Genomic DNA, 17,129 nt, shown 5'->3' with positions numbered 1-17,129 from the left:
CGATGAATACAACATTTACCATTCACTTGAAGACTGGGGTTATGAACATAAAAGTGTGTGCCACAGTAAACATGAGTACGCTAGAGATGAAGACGGTGATGGATTCTATGAAGTGCACGTTAACACGATGGAAGGTTTCTGGTCATTACTTAGACCATGGTTGAGACCACATCGAGGGATATCACAAGAAAAACTCCCTCTTTATCTTGGTTTTTTTGAGTTTGTACATAATGCTGGCCTACGAGGTAAAGGGCTGCTTGAACCACTCATTCAACTATTGGTTACCTAGCAGTCTTGAACCCGATATGAGCCTTTAAAAAAATAAAAATTCGTATGTTCAAATTCTGTGCAAAGCACTAAACTAAGTTACACACCCTGTTCAAGGACGACTATTGTGAAAACTTACATCGTAAACTTATTTATCAGTTTAATCATAACCCTCACTTTCTCGTTTGGTACCTATGCTACGGACTTAAAAGTCGGTGATATGGCTCCCAAGTTTGAGCTAATGGCAACAGATGGCAACATGTACAAGCTCGATGACTACATGGGAAAACAAGCTGTTGTCTTGGCTTTTTATCCTATGGCCAATACCCGTGGTTGTACGATTGAGTGTCGTTCACTTGCAAAAAAAGGTCACATGATCAAAAAGTATAACGCTGCTTATATGATGGCCAGTGTGGACGATTTGGATGAAAATAGAGAATTTGCTAAGAAAAATAAAGCTGACTTCCCGATGCTGAGTGATCCCACCAAGAAAGTCACTAAATCATATGATGTTCTAAATTGGTTACGCGTAGCCAGTCGTGTCACTTTTTATATCGGCAAAGATGGTCGTATTCTTCATGTCGATAAAAATGTAAATCCAGAAACAGCAGCAGAAGATATTGCGAAGAATTTAGATATGTTAAAAGTTGAACCCGCACAAGGTTTTTAACATTTCGACAGTAATATACTCGTGATACTTGAAGATGCAACTTTCAGGGCTTTTCAGCGGAGCATTATTCAAGGCGTGAAAGTGAAGAGTTAGCGGGCTAATTTAAGCTTTCACAACGCAGAAGAGTTTACGCTAAAAAGCCCACGCAGTGCGAGTTTAATTGCCATTTATTCTGCGTTATTTACCCTTGTAATAGAACCACTATTGCTGCTAGTAAATGCCTTGTCTAAATGGCAATTAGTTCTCGCTGAATTCCTGCATCTTCAGGTATCACGAGTATAACAGCGAAAAGGGCTCTCAAGAGCCCTTTTTATTTTGAATACTTTTGAGTTGCAAAAAACACATCAAGCACGTCTTGAGTTTCTTCAACATCATGAACTCGAAGAATATGCGCACTTTTCTGTGCAGAGAGCATTGCCCCTGCCAAACTTCCTGCTAATCGCTGTTCAACGGTTCTGCCACCACAAAGTTTATCGAACATACTTTTGCGTGATAAACCAATGAGCACGGGCAAGTTAAAGCGATGGAATTCGATTTGATTCGCAAGAATCTGTAAATTATGTTCCAACGTTTTCCCAAAGCCAAAACCTGGATCGAGAATGATATTTTCTCGTTTAACCCCCGCAGCAATGCAGGCATCGATTCGCAGTTTGAAAAACTCACAAATATCTTCAATTACATTTCGATATTCAGGTGATGTTTGCATCGTTCTAGGTGTACCTTGCATATGCATCAGACAAACAGGTAGTCCAGCTTCAGCAGCAACGTCTAATGCTCCAGGTTCCTGCAGCGCTCTTACATCATTGATGATGTTCGCACCAGCGTCTATCGCTTGACGCATCACTTCAGCTTTGCTGGTATCAATCGAAATCCAAACGTCTTTTTTGCTTAAATGCTGAATGAGTGGAATCACACGCTCAAGTTCATCTGCTAGCGAAACTTCAGGTGCACCTGGTCGCGTAGATTCGCCGCCTACATCAATAATTTTCGCCCCTTGGGCAATCATCTCATCTGCGTGAAGACAAGCTGTTTCATAAGTATTGAACTTACCGCCATCAGAAAAAGAGTCCGGGGTTGCATTAAGAATCCCCATTACCACTGGACATGAAAGATCTAACGTTTTATTACCGCTATTTAACTTCATTACACACTCCCAAACAAAGGCACTTAGTTGAAATCATTCTTCAACAAAAAAGCCCCTAGAAAGGGGCTTTTCATTTAAACGCTACGAATTACTTCGCCGCATCACCTTCTGCATCATTAATATCTGCATCAGGCTTCTCATCAGATTTTGTCTCAGCTTCTGGCTTAGTTTCAGCTTTTACGCCTTTATCATTGCCTTTATCGCTGTCGTCAGACTCTTCCCAATCAGCCGGAGCACGAACTTCACGGCGATTCATTAAGTCATCAATTTGATCCGCACCGATAGTTTCGTACTTCATCAATGCATCTTTCATTGAGTGCAGAATGTCCTCATTATCTTTCAATAATTGTTCTGCACGAACATAGTTTCCATCGATAATAACTTTAACTTCTGAATCAATTGTTGATTGAGTTTCATCAGACATATGGCTTGATTTTGCCATACTACGACCTAAGAATACTTCACCTTCTTCTTCAGCATAAAGCAGAGGCCCTAGTTTCTCCGAGAACCCCCACTGAGTTACCATGTTACGCGCAATTTGCGTCGCATATTTGATATCTTGTGAAGCGCCAGTAGAGACTTTCTCTGCGCCGTAAATCATTTCTTCCGCTAAGCGACCACCATAAGCTACAGAAATTTGAGACTCTAATTTCTGACGGCTTTGGCTAATAGCATCACCTTCAGGTAAGAAGAAAGTCACACCAAGCGCACGACCGCGTGGAATGATAGTTACCTTATGAACTGGATCATGATCCGGCACTAAACAACCAACAATCGCATGACCAGCTTCATGATAAGCCGTCATTTCTTTTTCTTCTTCAGACATAACCATTGAGCGACGTTCTGCACCCATCATGATCTTATCTTTGGCTTTTTCAAACTCTTCCATACCAACAACACGTTTGTTATTACGTGCAGCAAACAACGCAGCTTCGTTAACAAGGTTGGCAAGGTCGGCACCTGAGAAGCCTGGCGTACCACGAGCAATAATGCTGGCTTTAATATTTTCAGCTAACGGTACTTTACGCATGTGAACTTTAAGAATTTGCTCACGACCTTTCACGTCTGGTAATCCTACAACTACTTGACGGTCAAAACGACCTGGACGAAGTAATGCTTGGTCTAGTACGTCTGGACGGTTAGTTGCAGCAATAACAATAATACCTTCGTTACCTTCAAAACCATCCATTTCAACCAGCATTTGGTTCAAGGTTTGCTCACGTTCATCATGACCACCACCTAGACCTGCGCCACGTTGACGACCCACGGCATCGATTTCATCGATAAAGATAATACAAGGCGCTGACTTCTTAGCTTGTTCGAACATATCACGTACACGAGATGCACCAACACCCACGAACATTTCAACAAAGTCTGAACCAGATATCGTAAAGAAAGGTACTTTAGACTCGCCTGCAATGGCTTTTGCAAGAAGCGTTTTACCTGTACCTGGAGGGCCCACCATCAGCACACCGGTTGGAATACGACCACCCAGCTTTTGGAATTTCGTTGGATCTTTTAAGTAATCCACCAGCTCAGACACTTCTTCTTTAGCTTCGTCACAACCTGCGACATCTGCAAAAGTAGTATTGATCTGATCTTCACTCATCAACTTGGCTTTACTTTTACCGAAAGACATTGCGCCTTTACCGCCACCGCCTTGCATCTGACGCATGAAAAATATCCATACACCAATGAGCAATAGCATAGGGAACCAAGAAATGAAGATTTGAGTCAAGAAACCGGATTCTTCCGTCGCTTGCCCCTTCATGGTGATACCTTTGCGATCTAAATCGTTGATTAAGTCAGTATCATAAAGAGGCATGACGGTAGTAAATTTATCACCCGACCTTTTTACCCCTACGATAGTACGCTGATCGCTTTTTACTTCGACTTGCGCAACAGTTCCATTGCGAACATCATTCAAAAACGTCGTATAGTCCAACTTCTGCGTCGATGAAGAAGATGGAGAATACCCTTGGAAAACCGTCATCAATACAACAGCGATGACAACCCAAAGGATTAAATTTTTAGCCATGTCACTCAAATTAACTGACCTCGTTTAAAGTCTTGTGAAAAATTTTTAACTCAAGGCTTTTACAGCCGTCCTTTTAGATTACTATAACTTGTAACCTGTCGCTACCAAATACACTTCACGTGAACGTGCACGTGACGATTCGGGTTTACGAGTCTTTACTACTTTGAAAGCGTTTTTTACGTCTTTCATATATTGGTCAAAGCCTTCACCTTGGAAAACTTTAACCGCAAAACTGCCATTTGGTGCGAGCACTTGATGACACATATCTAAAGCTAGCTCAACCAAATACATCGCACGCGGCTGGTCAACAGCACCTGCACCACTCATATTCGGCGCCATGTCAGAAAGCACCACATCCACTTTATTATCGCCTACTCGACTTAATAACGCTTCAAGTACTTTATCTTCGCGGAAATCACCTTGAAGAAAGTCTACGCCAACAATCGGATCCATGGGCAAAATATCACAACCGATAACATTGCCTTGCTCACCAATATGTTTTACTGCGACTTGTGACCAACCACCAGGTGCTGCCCCCAAATCTACAACCGTCATACCTGATTTGATGAGTTTATCTTTTTGTTGAATTTCTTCTAATTTAAAAGCTGCGCGCGATCTCAATCCTTGTTTTTGCGCTAACTTGACGTAGTGATCGTCAAAGTGCTCCTGCATCCAACGAGCAGAGCTCGCACTTCTTTTTTTGGTTGTCATTAAGAAACCACAATAAATCTAGATTACATAATTGCTATATAAGGGTAGAATACCCACTTTTCAACAGTAACTCAGAAAAAGTGTGTAACAATGAATTTAAACACTAAACAAAAGCAGTTCCTAAGGGGATTAGCTCACGACTTAAAACCCGTTGTATTACTTGGTGCAAATGGTTTAACGGAAGGAGTTCTGGCTGAAATTGACGCAGCATTAACTCATCATGAGTTAATTAAAGTAAAAGTGCCGTCTACGGACCGCGAAATGAAAAATGCAGTGATCGACGCTATCGTTCGTGAAACTCAAGCTGTTAAGGTTCAGCAAATCGGCCACATTGTGGTTTTATTCCGTCAATCTGAAGAAATGAAGGTTGCCATCCCTAAGGCTAAAAAGTAATTTTTGTGCCTTGAAGCTTGAACCACGCATTAACTCTATTAAGAGTGAGCGTGGTTTGGACTTTCAATCAATCCTATAAATGCTTCAACAGCTAACTTAATGCGATTTTTAGGTTGCCCCAATTTTGCCATATTCACAATTGCAAAGCTTTGAGCTGTAATCAAATCAACTAAAGCCGTTTTGGCTTCCAAACTTAAACTTTCCTTTCCAGCATGAATATTTAGTTTTACTAAATCATGCAACCCAAGAGAACTTTGCAGTACATAAGTTAATGCTTGATCACTCAATAACTCTCTTTCATTTAAGCTCAGCACTAAAATGCATCCCCTGTCATCGATTTGTGCAGCCATCTCTCTCAGTAGCTGAAAAATGTTGTCCATACCTAAAGGTTGTTGATTCAAAATTTGGATTACAGGTTCTCTCAACTCACTATAACGTCTTAAGACTTCGATAAATAAGCTATCTTTACTCCCAAACTCATTATAAATGCTTCGTTTGTTTAGTCCTGTAATTTCAATCAAATCATTAAGTGATGTCGCTGCGTAGCCCTTACGCCAAAAAATACCGAGCGCTTTCTCAATGACGTCTTGCCGCTGATAGTTTTTAGGTCTTGACACGTGTTCGCTCCAAAAATTACGTCCCAGTATTATAACGAACCAATTGGTAAAAATCTGTTGCCTAGGAATTATTCCTCATATAAAGTGTATTTTACCAATTGGTTACTTATTCTTGTAGGACTCTCTATGGCTACCCTTCATGGTGCTCCGTTATCCCCATTCGTTCGTAAGGTTATTTTTGCACTAGAAACCAAAGGCATTGATTTTGATATCAACCCTATTACTCCTGTTGCAATACCGGAAGGCTTTGAAAAACTCAGCCCTCTAAAGAAAATCCCAGCTTTTGAAGATGATTTAATTTCTACAGCTGACTCTTCTGTTATTTGCGAGTATTTAGATCAAAGATACCCTGAAAACCCGATCTATCCCCAAGACTTGGTAGCCAGAGCTAAAGTACGTTGGTTTGAAGAGTACGCTGATACCGTACTATTAAGCGCTTGCGGACCAATCTTTTTTGAACGATTTGTAAAAGTCCATCTTATGAAGCAAGAAAGTGACGAGCAACGTATTCAAAATCTGATTGAAAATGACATTCCTCCTGTATTCGATTACTTAAACGAACAACTTTCAGATGCAGGATTCATAGTTGGAGCTTCGCTGACAACGGCTGATTTTGCATTAGGCTCAAACTTAATCAACACCATGTATGCCGGTCACAAAATCGACAGTGAAAGGTGGCCTAAACTCGTAGCCTATCAACAACGTCTCTTTGCTACTGAATTATTTCAGAGACGATTAACATCTGATAAGGCGATGATGGCTCAATAACATTTTTTGAGCCAAGAAAAATACCTGAGTAATTCAATCAGTTTTTGATCTGCTCAGGTGTTTTTCAAATTCAATTGCGGTAAATTCGTCAGTAGGGTCACATACTACTAATTAACATGATTAAAGAACCTTACATCAAGAGAGTTGTTCATCAACATCACTTATTCAAAAGCTTAGAAGAAGCAGAGTTAATGAGAGTGATGAATTCAGCAGCTTTAGTTCACTTGAATCCCAACGAAAATTTATTTTTTCAAGGGGAGCCTGCCAATCGGTTCTATTTATTACTGCACGGCAAACTTCAATTGTTTAGAAGTAATCCTCAAGGTCAAGATAAAGTCATTGAAGTGGTACGCGAAGGCCACACATTTGCTGAAGCGCTGATGTTTAATAAACAAGCCAATTACCCAGTCTCTTCACAAGCCGTTTCCGAGTGTCAATTAATCAGTTTTGATAACGACAGTTATCGAAAAATGCTTAAGCATAATTCTGAAGCTTGCATGGCTGTGATGTCTAACATGAGTGTTCGTCTTCGAAAAAACATCACTGAAGTTGAAGAGCTTTCATTACAGAATGCGCAGTCTCGTTTGCTGTTATTTTTTATGCGACATATGCAAATAACCAGTGAAAATACCGGGCGGGTAAAATTGGATATTCCTAAACGAGTTCTTGCTTCACGTTTATCTATTCAGCCTGAGACTTTTTCTCGTTTAATGAAAAAAATGACCGCTAAGGAGCTTATCTCTGAAAGCGGCCACAATATTATCATCCATGACATGCGTGAACTCTACGCTATTGTTGATATTCCATTTGAAACGACATCTAAAAATCAAATTGATATTCAGGTAGTCTAAGGGGGATCCCCCATACGGCTACCTAACGCCCCCACTTTCCTGGTGCCCATAGATGATTACCTTTGTAACCGTAGTTGACATGGATTACTTCATCTGGCGCCATTTTATCCCTTAGAGCTTGTGCCTATACTGGATTCATTGGTACATCAAACGTTGAACTGGGAAAGCCGGCTTCGCAGATACTTTTACCCTGTGCAATACGCCCTTGCTGATGAGAAACCTACCATTCACCATTTTGTTCACGACAAGCAAACTTTTGTTGTGTATCCCAGTCCACTTTCATGAAGCGATCACCTTTGCCTAAGAATGACGCTGTCCGACCGTTAGAATAAGCACCTAAACTTGTTTCAGGCCCAAATGCCCAAAGTTGCTTATTTAAACGCCCTGACTTGTTATCAAGATCACTTTCCTCAAGCATGTCTATACCCATGATACTTGAAGATGCATGTTTCAGGTATCATGGGTATATCGTTGATCCCTAATCTTACTGAAATAGATGTTTTTATGATCGAAAACATCTATCTCATCCCAATTATTTACACTTTTTTAACTAACCTCACAAAATAAACAAAATACTATCTCTTTAAATGACTTAAAGCGCAGAGCACCACTTATTTTTTAAACCTAAATATTAACAACTTATAGATACTTCAATTAGTTCTTATGCTCTATATTGGTTTTTTATGCACTTTAAATAACTAATAATTATGATAAGAACTCATCTTACCTGCTAATGTTGTCGCTATAACAATAAGAACAAAAAATCAACAAAATCTAAGGGTGAACAACATGTCAATATCGAAACTGATCGCTATGGTGATGTTAGGATTTGTAACAATCGCCAACACTGCTCCAGCTAACGCAGCTGAAAAGCAAGTCGACCGAATCGTCGTTCTCGGAGATAGTCTGTCTGATGACGGTGGAGATAACTCTACTTGGTTTCTTACAAAAACCCTTAATGGCCAGGCCGGTGATCGAGGTATTGATCATATGCAGCCTTGGGTTAGAGCCTGGCTCTCAGAGAGAGTATGGGGTTACGGTTGGTTTTGTAGCTGGAAATACGTTCCATGCCGTACCGTAGAAAAAGGGATCTTGAAGGCCACAGCAAAAATTCTAGAAAAATCTGGCGCTGTACCTGTAACACCAGCACCTCACTACGATAATGGCCGTTGGAGTAACGGACCGATGTGGCCAGAATATCTGTCACAAATGATGGGCATCCCCTTAAATGATACCAGCCGTTATATTAATGTTTCTCACGCCGGTGGTTGGTCACTCTGTATAGGCGATAAAGCCTTAGGGATTAGAGATCTAAAGGGCGATCTAAAAACGGTTGCGATGAACATGGTAAATGGTAGTTTGGTGCCTCCATGTTTAAAGCTCATTGCGAAAGGGGTGAACTATAAATATGGTAATTATCATCCAAATGACCTTGCGATTCTGTTTTTTGGAGGTAATGACTACCTTAATCTCTATCAAGATCCTGCCAGAGCTGTTAATGCACAAGCTGAAGTGATTGAAGATGCGATAGCAAAAGGCGCTAAAAGTGTTGCTTGGTTGAATATGCCTAATATTGCCCAGACCCCACGTTATTTAAATGGCTCAGGTATGGATAAAGCCCAAGAAACAACACGTTTAATCAACACTCACAACGCTTTGTTAATGATGAGATTCATCGAACTAAAATCAAAATATATTAGCAAAGGCATTAATGTTATCTTTGTTGATGCAAATAAGATTTTTAAAGACATCATTGCTAATGCACACGACCACGGTATGTATGTGCTAGATCAACCATGCTCAACACTTCCTTCACCAGGACTGGATGACTCAGAGGTTGTACAAAACAACCCGAGTTTGAGAGCCATAAATGAAATGGCGACTCCAAACGGTGGCATATGTGAAAATCAAAGCGAATATATGTTTTGGGATGGCGTGCATCCGACAACAGCCACTCATAAGGTTATTGCCGAGAAGGCCTGCGCAATACTGAGACAACAAGGATTCAAGTGTAACTTAAAGTAATAAAAGGTGTTTTTCGTCCCATACGATAATAGATGCAAGTCCATGGATGGGCTTAGTATTTTCAATAATATTGACATTACAGCCCGCCTTATCAATTCAATAAAAAAACACTGTCAGAAAGCCAAAATTTTATTACAATAAACGTCTTTTTATACCGCCTTATATTACCAATTAGATAGAGTCTTAATAGGAAGTTCATGCTCTGCGCTACGGAAAATAGAACGCAATCTGCTGATTCATTGTTTAACAATAAAAAATTCTTAATTATAGATGATTCACCAAATTTCATCTCTTTAATGCAATCTATTCTCAATGAAATAGGCATTTCAAAATCAAAAGTTACAACGACGACGAGTAGTACTAAGGCCTTACAGCTTCTGGCTTCTTATAAATTTGATGCCGTCATCTGCGACTATGATCTTGATCATCACATTGATGGTGGGATGATTTTTGATGAAATAAAACATCAAGGTCTATTGCCGGATAATGCCGTTTTTATCCTAATTACCGGTGATGGTAACCCGAAAATATTTGCTCATATCTTAGAGATGGAACCTGACGATTATCTAATTAAACCTTTCTCACAAAAAGATTTTGATCAACGACTAAGCCGAGTCATGAAAAGAAAAGTCTCTTTGACCTCTCTGCTTAGATTAGTTTCAACAAAAAAATACCAAGATGCGATTAATGAATGCCATTGGTCGATAAAAACCTACCCAGAATATAGAGCTTATATAAAAAGGCTTGAGGGCGATTGTTTATTAAGGCTTAATAAGCTTCACAGTGCTAAAGCGCTTTACGAAGAAGAGATTAAAATGACCTCTCACGTATGGCCAAAAGTAGGTCTTGCGAACTCACTTTTTGAGTTAGGTGAAATAAAAGCATCCGATGAAATTTTTGAATCAATTTTAAAGAAACACCCTCATAACGTCGAAGCCAGAACAGCACTGGGACGCTCCATGCTAGTTCAAGACTCAGTTCCTGATGCGTTAAAACACTTCAAAGCCTTACATAAAATCAATTCATCCAACCCAGTCAGAGAACTCATTATTGCGAATCTCTCCACATCAATCGGAGATCAAACTGCGTCAGCAAATAGCTACTTCCGGTTCTGCGATAAAGTCGTAGGAACAAGCCGTTATGACTTTCACATAGAAGCATTTTCATGCTTAACATTCATGCTTTCTGCTTTTAATGAATCAAAAACCGAAGACGAAGTTGAGAGTATCTTGGCAGAAGCTTTGAGCTTAATCGCAACATTAAAGTCAAAAGTAGAAATGGGTGAAAATAAAAGTATTGATAGTTTAAATTCATTGACTGCTTTATTCGGCATTTATTCAGCATCAACATTTCTGTTTGAAGAAAGCATTCGCCTCGAACAAAAAATTCAAAAAGAGCAAATTAACAACTTTTATTCAGCCATGATGATTGCTTGTTTGAGTGCTATTTGTGGAAATACCAAAAATTTACAAAACAGCACACTAAGAGCGAAACAACTGTGCAATGATGGCGATGATGATATTTTAAATTTAAGTATGCTTAAACTCATCAATAGCTTTCAAAAGCGGGTTAATAATGTCATAGAGCAATCCCAAGAATCACTTGAAGAGGCTGAAGCGCTTAAAGCTACGGCCAGACCAAAAGAAGCATTTGATAAAGCGATTAAAGCCTATAAATTCATTAAGTATGATCCGAATCTATGTGTATTACTTTTAGATTTAATTTCGCTAGAAGCACCCAACGGACACAGTAAAGGACATTTAAAAGAGCTTGTTGATAGCTGCCAATTTGTTTGCTCATTCAATAAAGAAAAGCTCAATATGACTGCGAATGAAATTCAACGACTAACAGAGTTGGCGAAAACAAAGCTAGAACTTGATTGAGTCTTAACGTTTATACCAATTACAGTAATTGGTATTATTGGCGATATTTATTCTTATTCTTTGCGCCAATTTTGTAAAGCATAGGGCGAGTGCCTCGACGAACTTTCGGAAATAAGTAACTCACCGTTGTTAATACACCACTCAGCCAAGGCATTGCAATTTCAGTTTTATTATTTTGAGTTAACTCTAGAATAGCCTGTGCAACTTGCTCTGCAGTGCTCATGGGCTGTGAATAAACAATGTCTTCCACATGATCAATTTCATCCATGATAAAACTGGTGTGAATTGGACCGGGGGAAACGACAGCCACTTTGATCTTTCTAGCAATAAACTCGTCGGCAAGAGCATAAGTGAACGCCCGTAAACCTGATTTTGTAGCACTGTAAACCGCTGCGCCCTGCAATGGCGCACGGCCAGCTAAAGACCCGACCATAATAATCGCACTTTTCTTATTCGATGGCATATATGGCAAAGCAAGTGCAGTTAAATAAATTGGCGCTTTTAAATTTACATCGACCATACTGGCTAACTCATCTGGCTCACGCTTTTCAAAATCCCCTCGATGATGTAAGCCTGCATTATTGACTAGCACATCGATTTTTCCAAAATAAGAGACAGCTTGTTGAATCATGTGTCTACAACAGCTATTGATACTGACATCGCCAGTAACCATAAGTACGTTACACTGAGGATAAGCTTGAAGTTTATTTTTTATCTCATGTAATCCAGCTACATTTCTGGCAACAACGACAATATTAACGCCATCAGGAAAGGACTGCGCAAACAAAATAGCACATGCTTCTCCGACGCCTTTAGAAGCACCAGTAATCACAACTGTAGGGTAAGTTGATCTATCCAATAAATGCTCAGTCATTGCGCCCTCGTAGGTTCAATATTAATCACTTCATCAAAGTAATGAAGATGATTCATTCTATGGGTTACTATAATTACAGTACTTTCATTGAATATGTCGAGTATTAACTGCATTAGATTTTGCTCTGTTTCAAAATCTAAACCTTCGGTAGGTTCATCAAGCAATAGCAATGATGATTCTCTGAGTAGCGCCCTTGCAAAAGCAAGCCTTCGTAACTCGCCACCCGATAACAACCTCCCACCATCGCCGACCCACAAATTGAGACCTGACTCTTCGAGCAAATAAGTAAGCTGTACTTTATCGAGTACACGCTTTAATTCTTCATCGTCTACGGTGTCATGACTTGGAATAGCAATGGCTAAGTTATCTTTTAACGAGCCTGAGAATATCTGTGGTTGCTGTTCGATAAAAGTGATTGATTGCCTGAGTGCAGATTCGGAGTATTCTGACACATCAATCTCATCTAACTTAATGACACCCCGATAGCTAATCAAACGAGTTATTGCTGCTAATAAGCTCGTTTTACCACAACCTGATCGCCCGACAATGGCCACTTTTTGTTGATGAGAAATACTGATGTCCAACTGAGAGAAAATCGGCTTTTCATCAAAATTAATTCTCAGTTTTTCAATCGTTAATTTCCCTGAATGCGCCAACTGCTTATACTGACCAAATATTTCGTTATCTGTATTATCTGTTAACTGAGTCACTCGTTCTGCGGCAAATGCACACGCAGAGAGGTATTGACTCGACATTGCGATAGGCATTAACAGTTCAAATGTTCCCATTACTGCCAAAACTATCATTGCGACTATTGGTGGTGCAATCTCACCTGTTAGTGAGCTAGTGGCTGCAAAATATAATGCAAACGTAACTACGCCACCGTGTAATAGAAACAGTAACGCTTGTATCAATGCTTGGTTTCTAACTAAAAGCCTTTGGGTTTGATAAATGCTCTGCTCAATTTCATGTAAACGTTGCTGACGCTTTTCTCGCTCAGCAAAAATCGTTAACTCTACATTTTGACTGCAATATTCTAAGAGGCCACTTCGATATTGTTTTTTACTCAAAAGCTCAATTATTGCCGCTCTCTTTGAAAGCAGAAAACCAATACAAGGCAAAAGCAAGCCTAAAACGAGCAAGCTCGACACTAAATAACCGGCAAATTCTGGGAGCCATATCGATAAAGCCAAGCCACCCGCAATGACAAGAACGATAAAAGAAATGATAGGTGTGATCAAACGTAAGTACAGTTGATCCAGAATATCAATGTCGGTCAACAATCGAGACAAAATATCACCACGCTTTAGGCGTGCGAGTTTCGAGTAACTTAAAGGCTGAAGCTTTTGCCACAACCAAATTCTAATATTGGAAAGTAATTTTAATGTCGCATCATGAGTAACAATTCTCTCTCCGTAACGTCCGGCGGTTCTCAGTACAGCTAAAAATCGAACCCCTGCTGCGGGAGTATAGAAGTTAAAGCTTTTGATCCCTATCGCAGTTAACCCAGCAATTGCCGTCGCAGAAAGAAACCAACCAGAAAGGCCCAATAAACCAATACTCGCAGCAATCGTTACCATACCGAGCAGCATGCCTAAAGCAATTGCTTGCCATTGAGATTTAAACATACGAATAAAGGGAATGAGTGCCTTCAATTCAAACTTCAAAGCATTTTTCATGTCTCAATCCTATCCGTAAAGGGCATAATATCAGCATAGAGATCGGCAAATTCACCAATGGTTAACGTATTATTTTCAATGAGCCATATTTTATCTGCCACTTGCATTTCTTCCATTTTATGAGTTACGAATAACCCACCAGAAGCTTTGAGCAGTTTTGATAAATTCTGCCAGACCACAAACTGAGATTCACCATCAAGTGCTGCAGTTGGCTCATCAAGTATTAACAACCTTTTGGGTGTGAGTAACACTCTAGCAAGCGCAATTCGCTGTGCTTGCCCAACAGAAACGCCATAATTTTTTTCACCTATTTTTTTTGTTAACTCGCTTTTCAAATGTGATAAACCAACCTCGTCGAGTACGAGCTTTAATGTTTCATCTTTTATGAGATCATTTCCCAGCATCAAGTTTGCTTTCAGTGTTTCCGAAACTAAGTGTGGCATTTGTCCAAGCCAAGCTAACTGTTGGTGCCATTGGCGTAAATCCAATGTCTTCAGTTCAACACCATTGACCTTTAAACTGCCGTCATAAGGGAGAAAACCCAAAATCACATTAACAAGGCTACTTTTTCCACAACCACTGCGACCAACAATTGCAATAGATTCTCCTAACCTCCAATGAAATGAAATTGGCCCCAGTAACTGCGTCTCACTGTGCGTTTTTACTATCAAGTTGGTCGCTTCAACTGAAATACCGCTTGAAAAATCAGCTTGCATGCTTCTGTTCGGTGTCGGTGTTGAGAGCAATTCAAGAATACTCTCAGCTGATGCTACCGCTTGCGATTTTGCATGATAGAAAGTACCGAGTTCTCTTAGAGGTTGGTAAAATTCGGGCGCTAACAATAAAATAAACATGGCACTGAACAAGGTAACCTTTACGCCGTAAAACCCTGTATCAATGTATTCTAAAAAGCTAAAGCCTAAGTAGACAGCCAGTAAAGCGATTGAGACCGAGCTAAAAAATTCCAATACTGCAGAGCTTAAAAATGCACGTTTCAATACCGACATGGTACGGTTTTGAAAGTCTTCAGACACCTGAGAGACGCCCTTCAGTTCAGCTTGATATCGATAAAATAATTTCAATGTCGACAGTCCAGACAAACGATCAGCAAAATAACTGGTTAGTTTTTGCAGCGCTTGGTTGTGCTGTTGGCTCGCCTTAGTCGCACTTTTACCGACAAGAATCATGAATAAAGGAATTAAAGGGGCTGTGATTAATAAAATTAAACCCGCAATCCAGCTTTGAGGAAATATCACGACCAATATAATGAGAGGGATAAAAGCAATTAAACTTCGCTGAGGTAGGTAACGACTGTAGTAGTCTTGAAGTTGTTCGACTTGCTCAAGCAATAAACTGTTCCAATAACCTTCAGGTTTTGATTTTAAGTAAATCGGTCCGAGTTGGTCGAGCTTTTGTAACATTGACTGACGAGCATATTTTCGAATTATTTCACCCGCTTTAAAACTCACTCTTTCTTTAGTAACGTGCACGATTGCCCTTAGGCAGGTTAAAGAAAAAATGATGATCAAATTTTTAATTAACAATTCATTGTTGTCTAAAATAATAATGTCATGAAGTGTCTGAGCCACAAAAAACGATTGCACCACAATAATAACACCTTGCAGCACACCTAAGAACACAGAAAGTGAAATAGGCCTTCGTGCTGACCTACCCCATTTTTGAATGAGATCGTTCGTTTTTCTTTCTGTTTCTGGATTCATACATCATAACAATCAGTAAATAAGTCTTTCTAAACTATACCTTAAAATCTCACTTGTAACTCCATGTAATTGAACTAATCTTTAAATGCTATTTGGAGTCAGCAAGATGAAAAAAATATTCGTAACTTTTACATTTTTGGTCGTATTATTCGGGTGTTCTGATAACAGGCCAAACCTCAAAGCCCTTTATCACATTGATGATATGAAGCTACCGTTTACAGAAGACGGCTACATTCAGCCCCCCGTGGTCATCGTTCCTGGTCTCGGTGGAAGCACGCTTAAAACCCCTGATGGTCAAATTGTATGGCCAGGTTCTACTACTTCGATTATCTTCAGTGATTATAATGATCTGGCGTTAATGATTGATGATGACACGCTGCATTCTGGAATGAGTAAATTACAACCGCACTCACTCATTTCAGAAGCTTTGGGAGTAGACGTTTATGGCTCTTTAATGAATGTCCTCGAAAATTATGCTGATTTTGAACACGCTGAAGTTGGCGATACATATTCAGGGCAAGGGCGACGCTATTATCTATTTCCATACGATTGGCGCCAAAATATTTTTCGCACCGCTAAGAAGCTTGACGAATTCATTGATCAAATAAGAGAAGACTATGACGATCCAAACTTAGAAGTAGACTTGATAGCACACAGCCAAGGAGGGTTGGTTTCTCGGTATTATCTAAAGTACGGTGTGACAGAAGTTCATAAGCAAGATGAACCTGTAGTAACCCAAGACGGTGCCAAAAAAGTGAGGCGTTTAATCCAACTTGGTAGCCCTAATCTAGGTGCGACATCGAGCTTGATTCACTTTATTAGTGGTTTACAAATTCTGAGCGGTAAGTTTTCTCCATTATCGATTGCCACTTTACCAAGTATCTATGAGTTATTACCACACCCATCCGTAAGCTGGGCTGCAGACATTCATGGAAAGCCATTAAACATTGACTTATATGATCCTAAAACTTGGGAAAGATTCCAGTGGGGCATTTACAGTCCTGAACTAAATCAACAGTTGTTTGACGATGCTGACTCTCCAGCAGAAGCTAAGAAGCACCTACAAATTTTAAAAGCCTATTTTGCTATGCACTTACATCGAGCAAAGGCATTTCACCTCAGCCTATCCAAACCTTTTGAAAACCCTGAGTACTCCATTATCGCATTTGGAGGTAACTGTAACCCGACTCCAGCAAGAATTGTATTTGAAAACATAAACGGAAAACTAGTTTCACGCCTAACACAAGACGAAATTGAACGTCCTTTATCAAATGTAAATTATAAACGGATCATGCTTGAACCTGGTGATGGAGTAGTAACAAAGCCATCTTTATTGGCAAGGGATTATTTGAATCCCAATATTCCACGAATGAAAGATAACTTTTTTCCATTGGATTACGCTTTTTTCCTCTGTAATCCACATCGTGGGCTAACAGGTGATGTAAACTTTCAAGACAACTTACTGAATGAGTTGCTAGAGAGATAAGC

General features: G+C 39.8%; 16 protein-coding genes. 8 read left to right on the top strand and 8 right to left on the bottom strand.

Translation table 11 applies throughout. The features are described from left to right. Both JQC92_RS02185 and JQC92_RS02180 read left to right on the top strand, forming a co-directional pair. The coding region (locus tag JQC92_RS02185) for a transposase (protein ID WP_204998103.1) at nucleotides 1-289 on the top strand (289 nt) is incomplete at its 5' end. A 105-nt stretch (nucleotides 290-394) separates the two neighbouring features. Then, nucleotides 395-937, top strand: coding sequence for a peroxiredoxin (locus tag JQC92_RS02180; RefSeq protein WP_420851285.1), 543 nt, complete (start codon nucleotides 395-397; stop codon nucleotides 935-937). Between the two features lie 310 nt (nucleotides 938-1,247). On the opposite strand, the gene folP is transcribed toward JQC92_RS02180, so the two are convergent. From folP to rlmE, 3 genes are all read right to left on the bottom strand, one after another. After that, a complete protein-coding gene (gene folP, locus JQC92_RS02175; protein WP_204998102.1) occupies nucleotides 1,248-2,081 on the bottom strand; it encodes a dihydropteroate synthase in 834 nt (277 codons plus the stop codon). A gap of 88 nt (nucleotides 2,082-2,169) precedes the next feature. Next, nucleotides 2,170-4,128, bottom strand: coding sequence for an ATP-dependent zinc metalloprotease FtsH (gene ftsH / locus JQC92_RS02170; RefSeq protein WP_204998101.1), 1,959 nt, complete (start codon nucleotides 4,126-4,128; stop codon nucleotides 2,170-2,172). A gap of 72 nt (nucleotides 4,129-4,200) precedes the next feature. Further along, nucleotides 4,201-4,830 carry a 23S rRNA (uridine(2552)-2'-O)-methyltransferase RlmE gene (gene rlmE, locus JQC92_RS02165; RefSeq protein ID WP_204998100.1) on the bottom strand — a complete coding sequence of 210 codons (630 nt, stop codon included), beginning with the start codon at nucleotides 4,828-4,830 and terminating at the stop codon, nucleotides 4,201-4,203. A gap of 90 nt (nucleotides 4,831-4,920) precedes the next feature. Between rlmE and yhbY the strand changes: the two genes are divergently transcribed. Further along, nucleotides 4,921-5,223, top strand: a complete 303-nt coding sequence (gene yhbY / locus JQC92_RS02160) for a ribosome assembly RNA-binding protein YhbY (RefSeq protein ID WP_204998099.1) — start codon at nucleotides 4,921-4,923, stop codon at nucleotides 5,221-5,223. Between the two features lie 38 nt (nucleotides 5,224-5,261). On the opposite strand, the gene JQC92_RS02155 is transcribed toward yhbY, so the two are convergent. Then, on the bottom strand, nucleotides 5,262-5,840 hold the full coding sequence (locus tag JQC92_RS02155; protein WP_204998098.1) for a TetR family transcriptional regulator: 579 nt from the start codon (nucleotides 5,838-5,840) through the stop codon (nucleotides 5,262-5,264). Nucleotides 5,841-5,966: 126 nt separating this feature from the next. On the opposite strand from JQC92_RS02155, the gene JQC92_RS02150 reads away from it, so the two are divergent. Next, the gene (locus tag JQC92_RS02150; protein ID WP_204998097.1) at nucleotides 5,967-6,608 is read left to right on the top strand and encodes a glutathione S-transferase family protein; all 642 of its coding nucleotides are present in this window, start codon (nucleotides 5,967-5,969) and stop codon (nucleotides 6,606-6,608) included. Nucleotides 6,609-6,724: 116 nt separating this feature from the next. Beyond that, nucleotides 6,725-7,459, top strand: a complete 735-nt coding sequence (locus JQC92_RS02145) for a Crp/Fnr family transcriptional regulator (RefSeq protein WP_204998096.1) — start codon at nucleotides 6,725-6,727, stop codon at nucleotides 7,457-7,459. Nucleotides 7,460-7,679: 220 nt separating this feature from the next. On the opposite strand, the gene JQC92_RS02140 is transcribed toward JQC92_RS02145, so the two are convergent. Next, on the bottom strand, nucleotides 7,680-7,877 hold the full coding sequence (locus JQC92_RS02140; RefSeq protein WP_204998095.1) for a hypothetical protein: 198 nt from the start codon (nucleotides 7,875-7,877) through the stop codon (nucleotides 7,680-7,682). Nucleotides 7,878-8,248: 371 nt separating this feature from the next. Between JQC92_RS02140 and JQC92_RS02135 the strand changes: the two genes are divergently transcribed. Next, nucleotides 8,249-9,484, top strand: a complete 1,236-nt coding sequence (locus JQC92_RS02135; protein ID WP_204998094.1) for an SGNH/GDSL hydrolase family protein — start codon at nucleotides 8,249-8,251, stop codon at nucleotides 9,482-9,484. Between the two features lie 197 nt (nucleotides 9,485-9,681). After that, entirely contained in the window at nucleotides 9,682-11,367 is a 1,686-nt protein-coding gene (locus JQC92_RS02130; RefSeq protein WP_204998093.1) for a response regulator, read from the top strand. A 34-nt stretch (nucleotides 11,368-11,401) separates the two neighbouring features. Here JQC92_RS02130 and JQC92_RS02125 read toward each other — a convergent pair whose 3' ends face one another. Genes JQC92_RS02125 through cydD form a run of 3 tightly spaced genes read right to left on the bottom strand, consistent with a single transcriptional unit; the run spans nucleotide 11,402 to nucleotide 15,641 of the window. Beyond that, nucleotides 11,402-12,241, bottom strand: a complete 840-nt coding sequence (locus tag JQC92_RS02125; RefSeq protein WP_204998092.1) for an SDR family NAD(P)-dependent oxidoreductase — start codon at nucleotides 12,239-12,241, stop codon at nucleotides 11,402-11,404. Next, nucleotides 12,238-13,920 carry a thiol reductant ABC exporter subunit CydC gene (cydC, locus tag JQC92_RS02120; protein ID WP_204998091.1) on the bottom strand — a complete coding sequence of 561 codons (1,683 nt, stop codon included), beginning with the start codon at nucleotides 13,918-13,920 and terminating at the stop codon, nucleotides 12,238-12,240. Before cydC ends, JQC92_RS02125 begins: the two co-directional genes overlap by 4 nt. After that, nucleotides 13,917-15,641 (bottom strand): heme ABC transporter permease/ATP-binding protein CydD, encoded by a 1,725-nt coding sequence (gene cydD / locus JQC92_RS02115; protein WP_204998090.1) that lies wholly within the window; start codon nucleotides 15,639-15,641, stop codon nucleotides 13,917-13,919. Before cydD ends, cydC begins: the two co-directional genes overlap by 4 nt. Before the next feature lie 106 nt (nucleotides 15,642-15,747). On the opposite strand from cydD, the gene JQC92_RS02110 reads away from it, so the two are divergent. Further along, on the top strand, nucleotides 15,748-17,127 hold the full coding sequence (locus JQC92_RS02110) for a lipase family alpha/beta hydrolase (protein ID WP_204998089.1): 1,380 nt from the start codon (nucleotides 15,748-15,750) through the stop codon (nucleotides 17,125-17,127). Nucleotides 17,128-17,129 lie beyond the last annotated feature (2 nt).

Source organism: Parashewanella hymeniacidonis (genome assembly GCF_016900895.1).
Classification (GTDB): Bacteria; Pseudomonadota; Gammaproteobacteria; order Enterobacterales; family Shewanellaceae; genus Parashewanella; species Parashewanella hymeniacidonis.
This window is presented reverse-complemented; position numbering and strand designations above follow the sequence as displayed.

Coding starts and splice junctions, on each gene's coding strand:
- folP (WP_204998102.1), bottom strand. CDS start 2,081: ATGAAGTTAAATAGCGGTAATAAAACGTTAGATCTTTCATGTCCAGTG.
- rlmE (WP_204998100.1), bottom strand. CDS start 4,830: ATGACAACCAAAAAAAGAAGTGCGAGCTCTGCTCGTTGGATGCAGGAG.
- yhbY (WP_204998099.1), top strand. CDS start 4,921: ATGAATTTAAACACTAAACAAAAGCAGTTCCTAAGGGGATTAGCTCAC.
- JQC92_RS02150 (WP_204998097.1), top strand. CDS start 5,967: ATGGCTACCCTTCATGGTGCTCCGTTATCCCCATTCGTTCGTAAGGTT.
- JQC92_RS02145 (WP_204998096.1), top strand. CDS start 6,725: ATGATTAAAGAACCTTACATCAAGAGAGTTGTTCATCAACATCACTTA.
- JQC92_RS02140 (WP_204998095.1), bottom strand. CDS start 7,877: ATGCTTGAGGAAAGTGATCTTGATAACAAGTCAGGGCGTTTAAATAAG.
- JQC92_RS02135 (WP_204998094.1), top strand. CDS start 8,249: ATGTCAATATCGAAACTGATCGCTATGGTGATGTTAGGATTTGTAACA.
- JQC92_RS02130 (WP_204998093.1), top strand. CDS start 9,682: ATGCTCTGCGCTACGGAAAATAGAACGCAATCTGCTGATTCATTGTTT.
- JQC92_RS02125 (WP_204998092.1), bottom strand. CDS start 12,241: ATGACTGAGCATTTATTGGATAGATCAACTTACCCTACAGTTGTGATT.
- cydC (WP_204998091.1), bottom strand. CDS start 13,920: ATGAAAAATGCTTTGAAGTTTGAATTGAAGGCACTCATTCCCTTTATT.
- cydD (WP_204998090.1), bottom strand. CDS start 15,641: ATGAATCCAGAAACAGAAAGAAAAACGAACGATCTCATTCAAAAATGG.
- JQC92_RS02110 (WP_204998089.1), top strand. CDS start 15,748: ATGAAAAAAATATTCGTAACTTTTACATTTTTGGTCGTATTATTCGGG.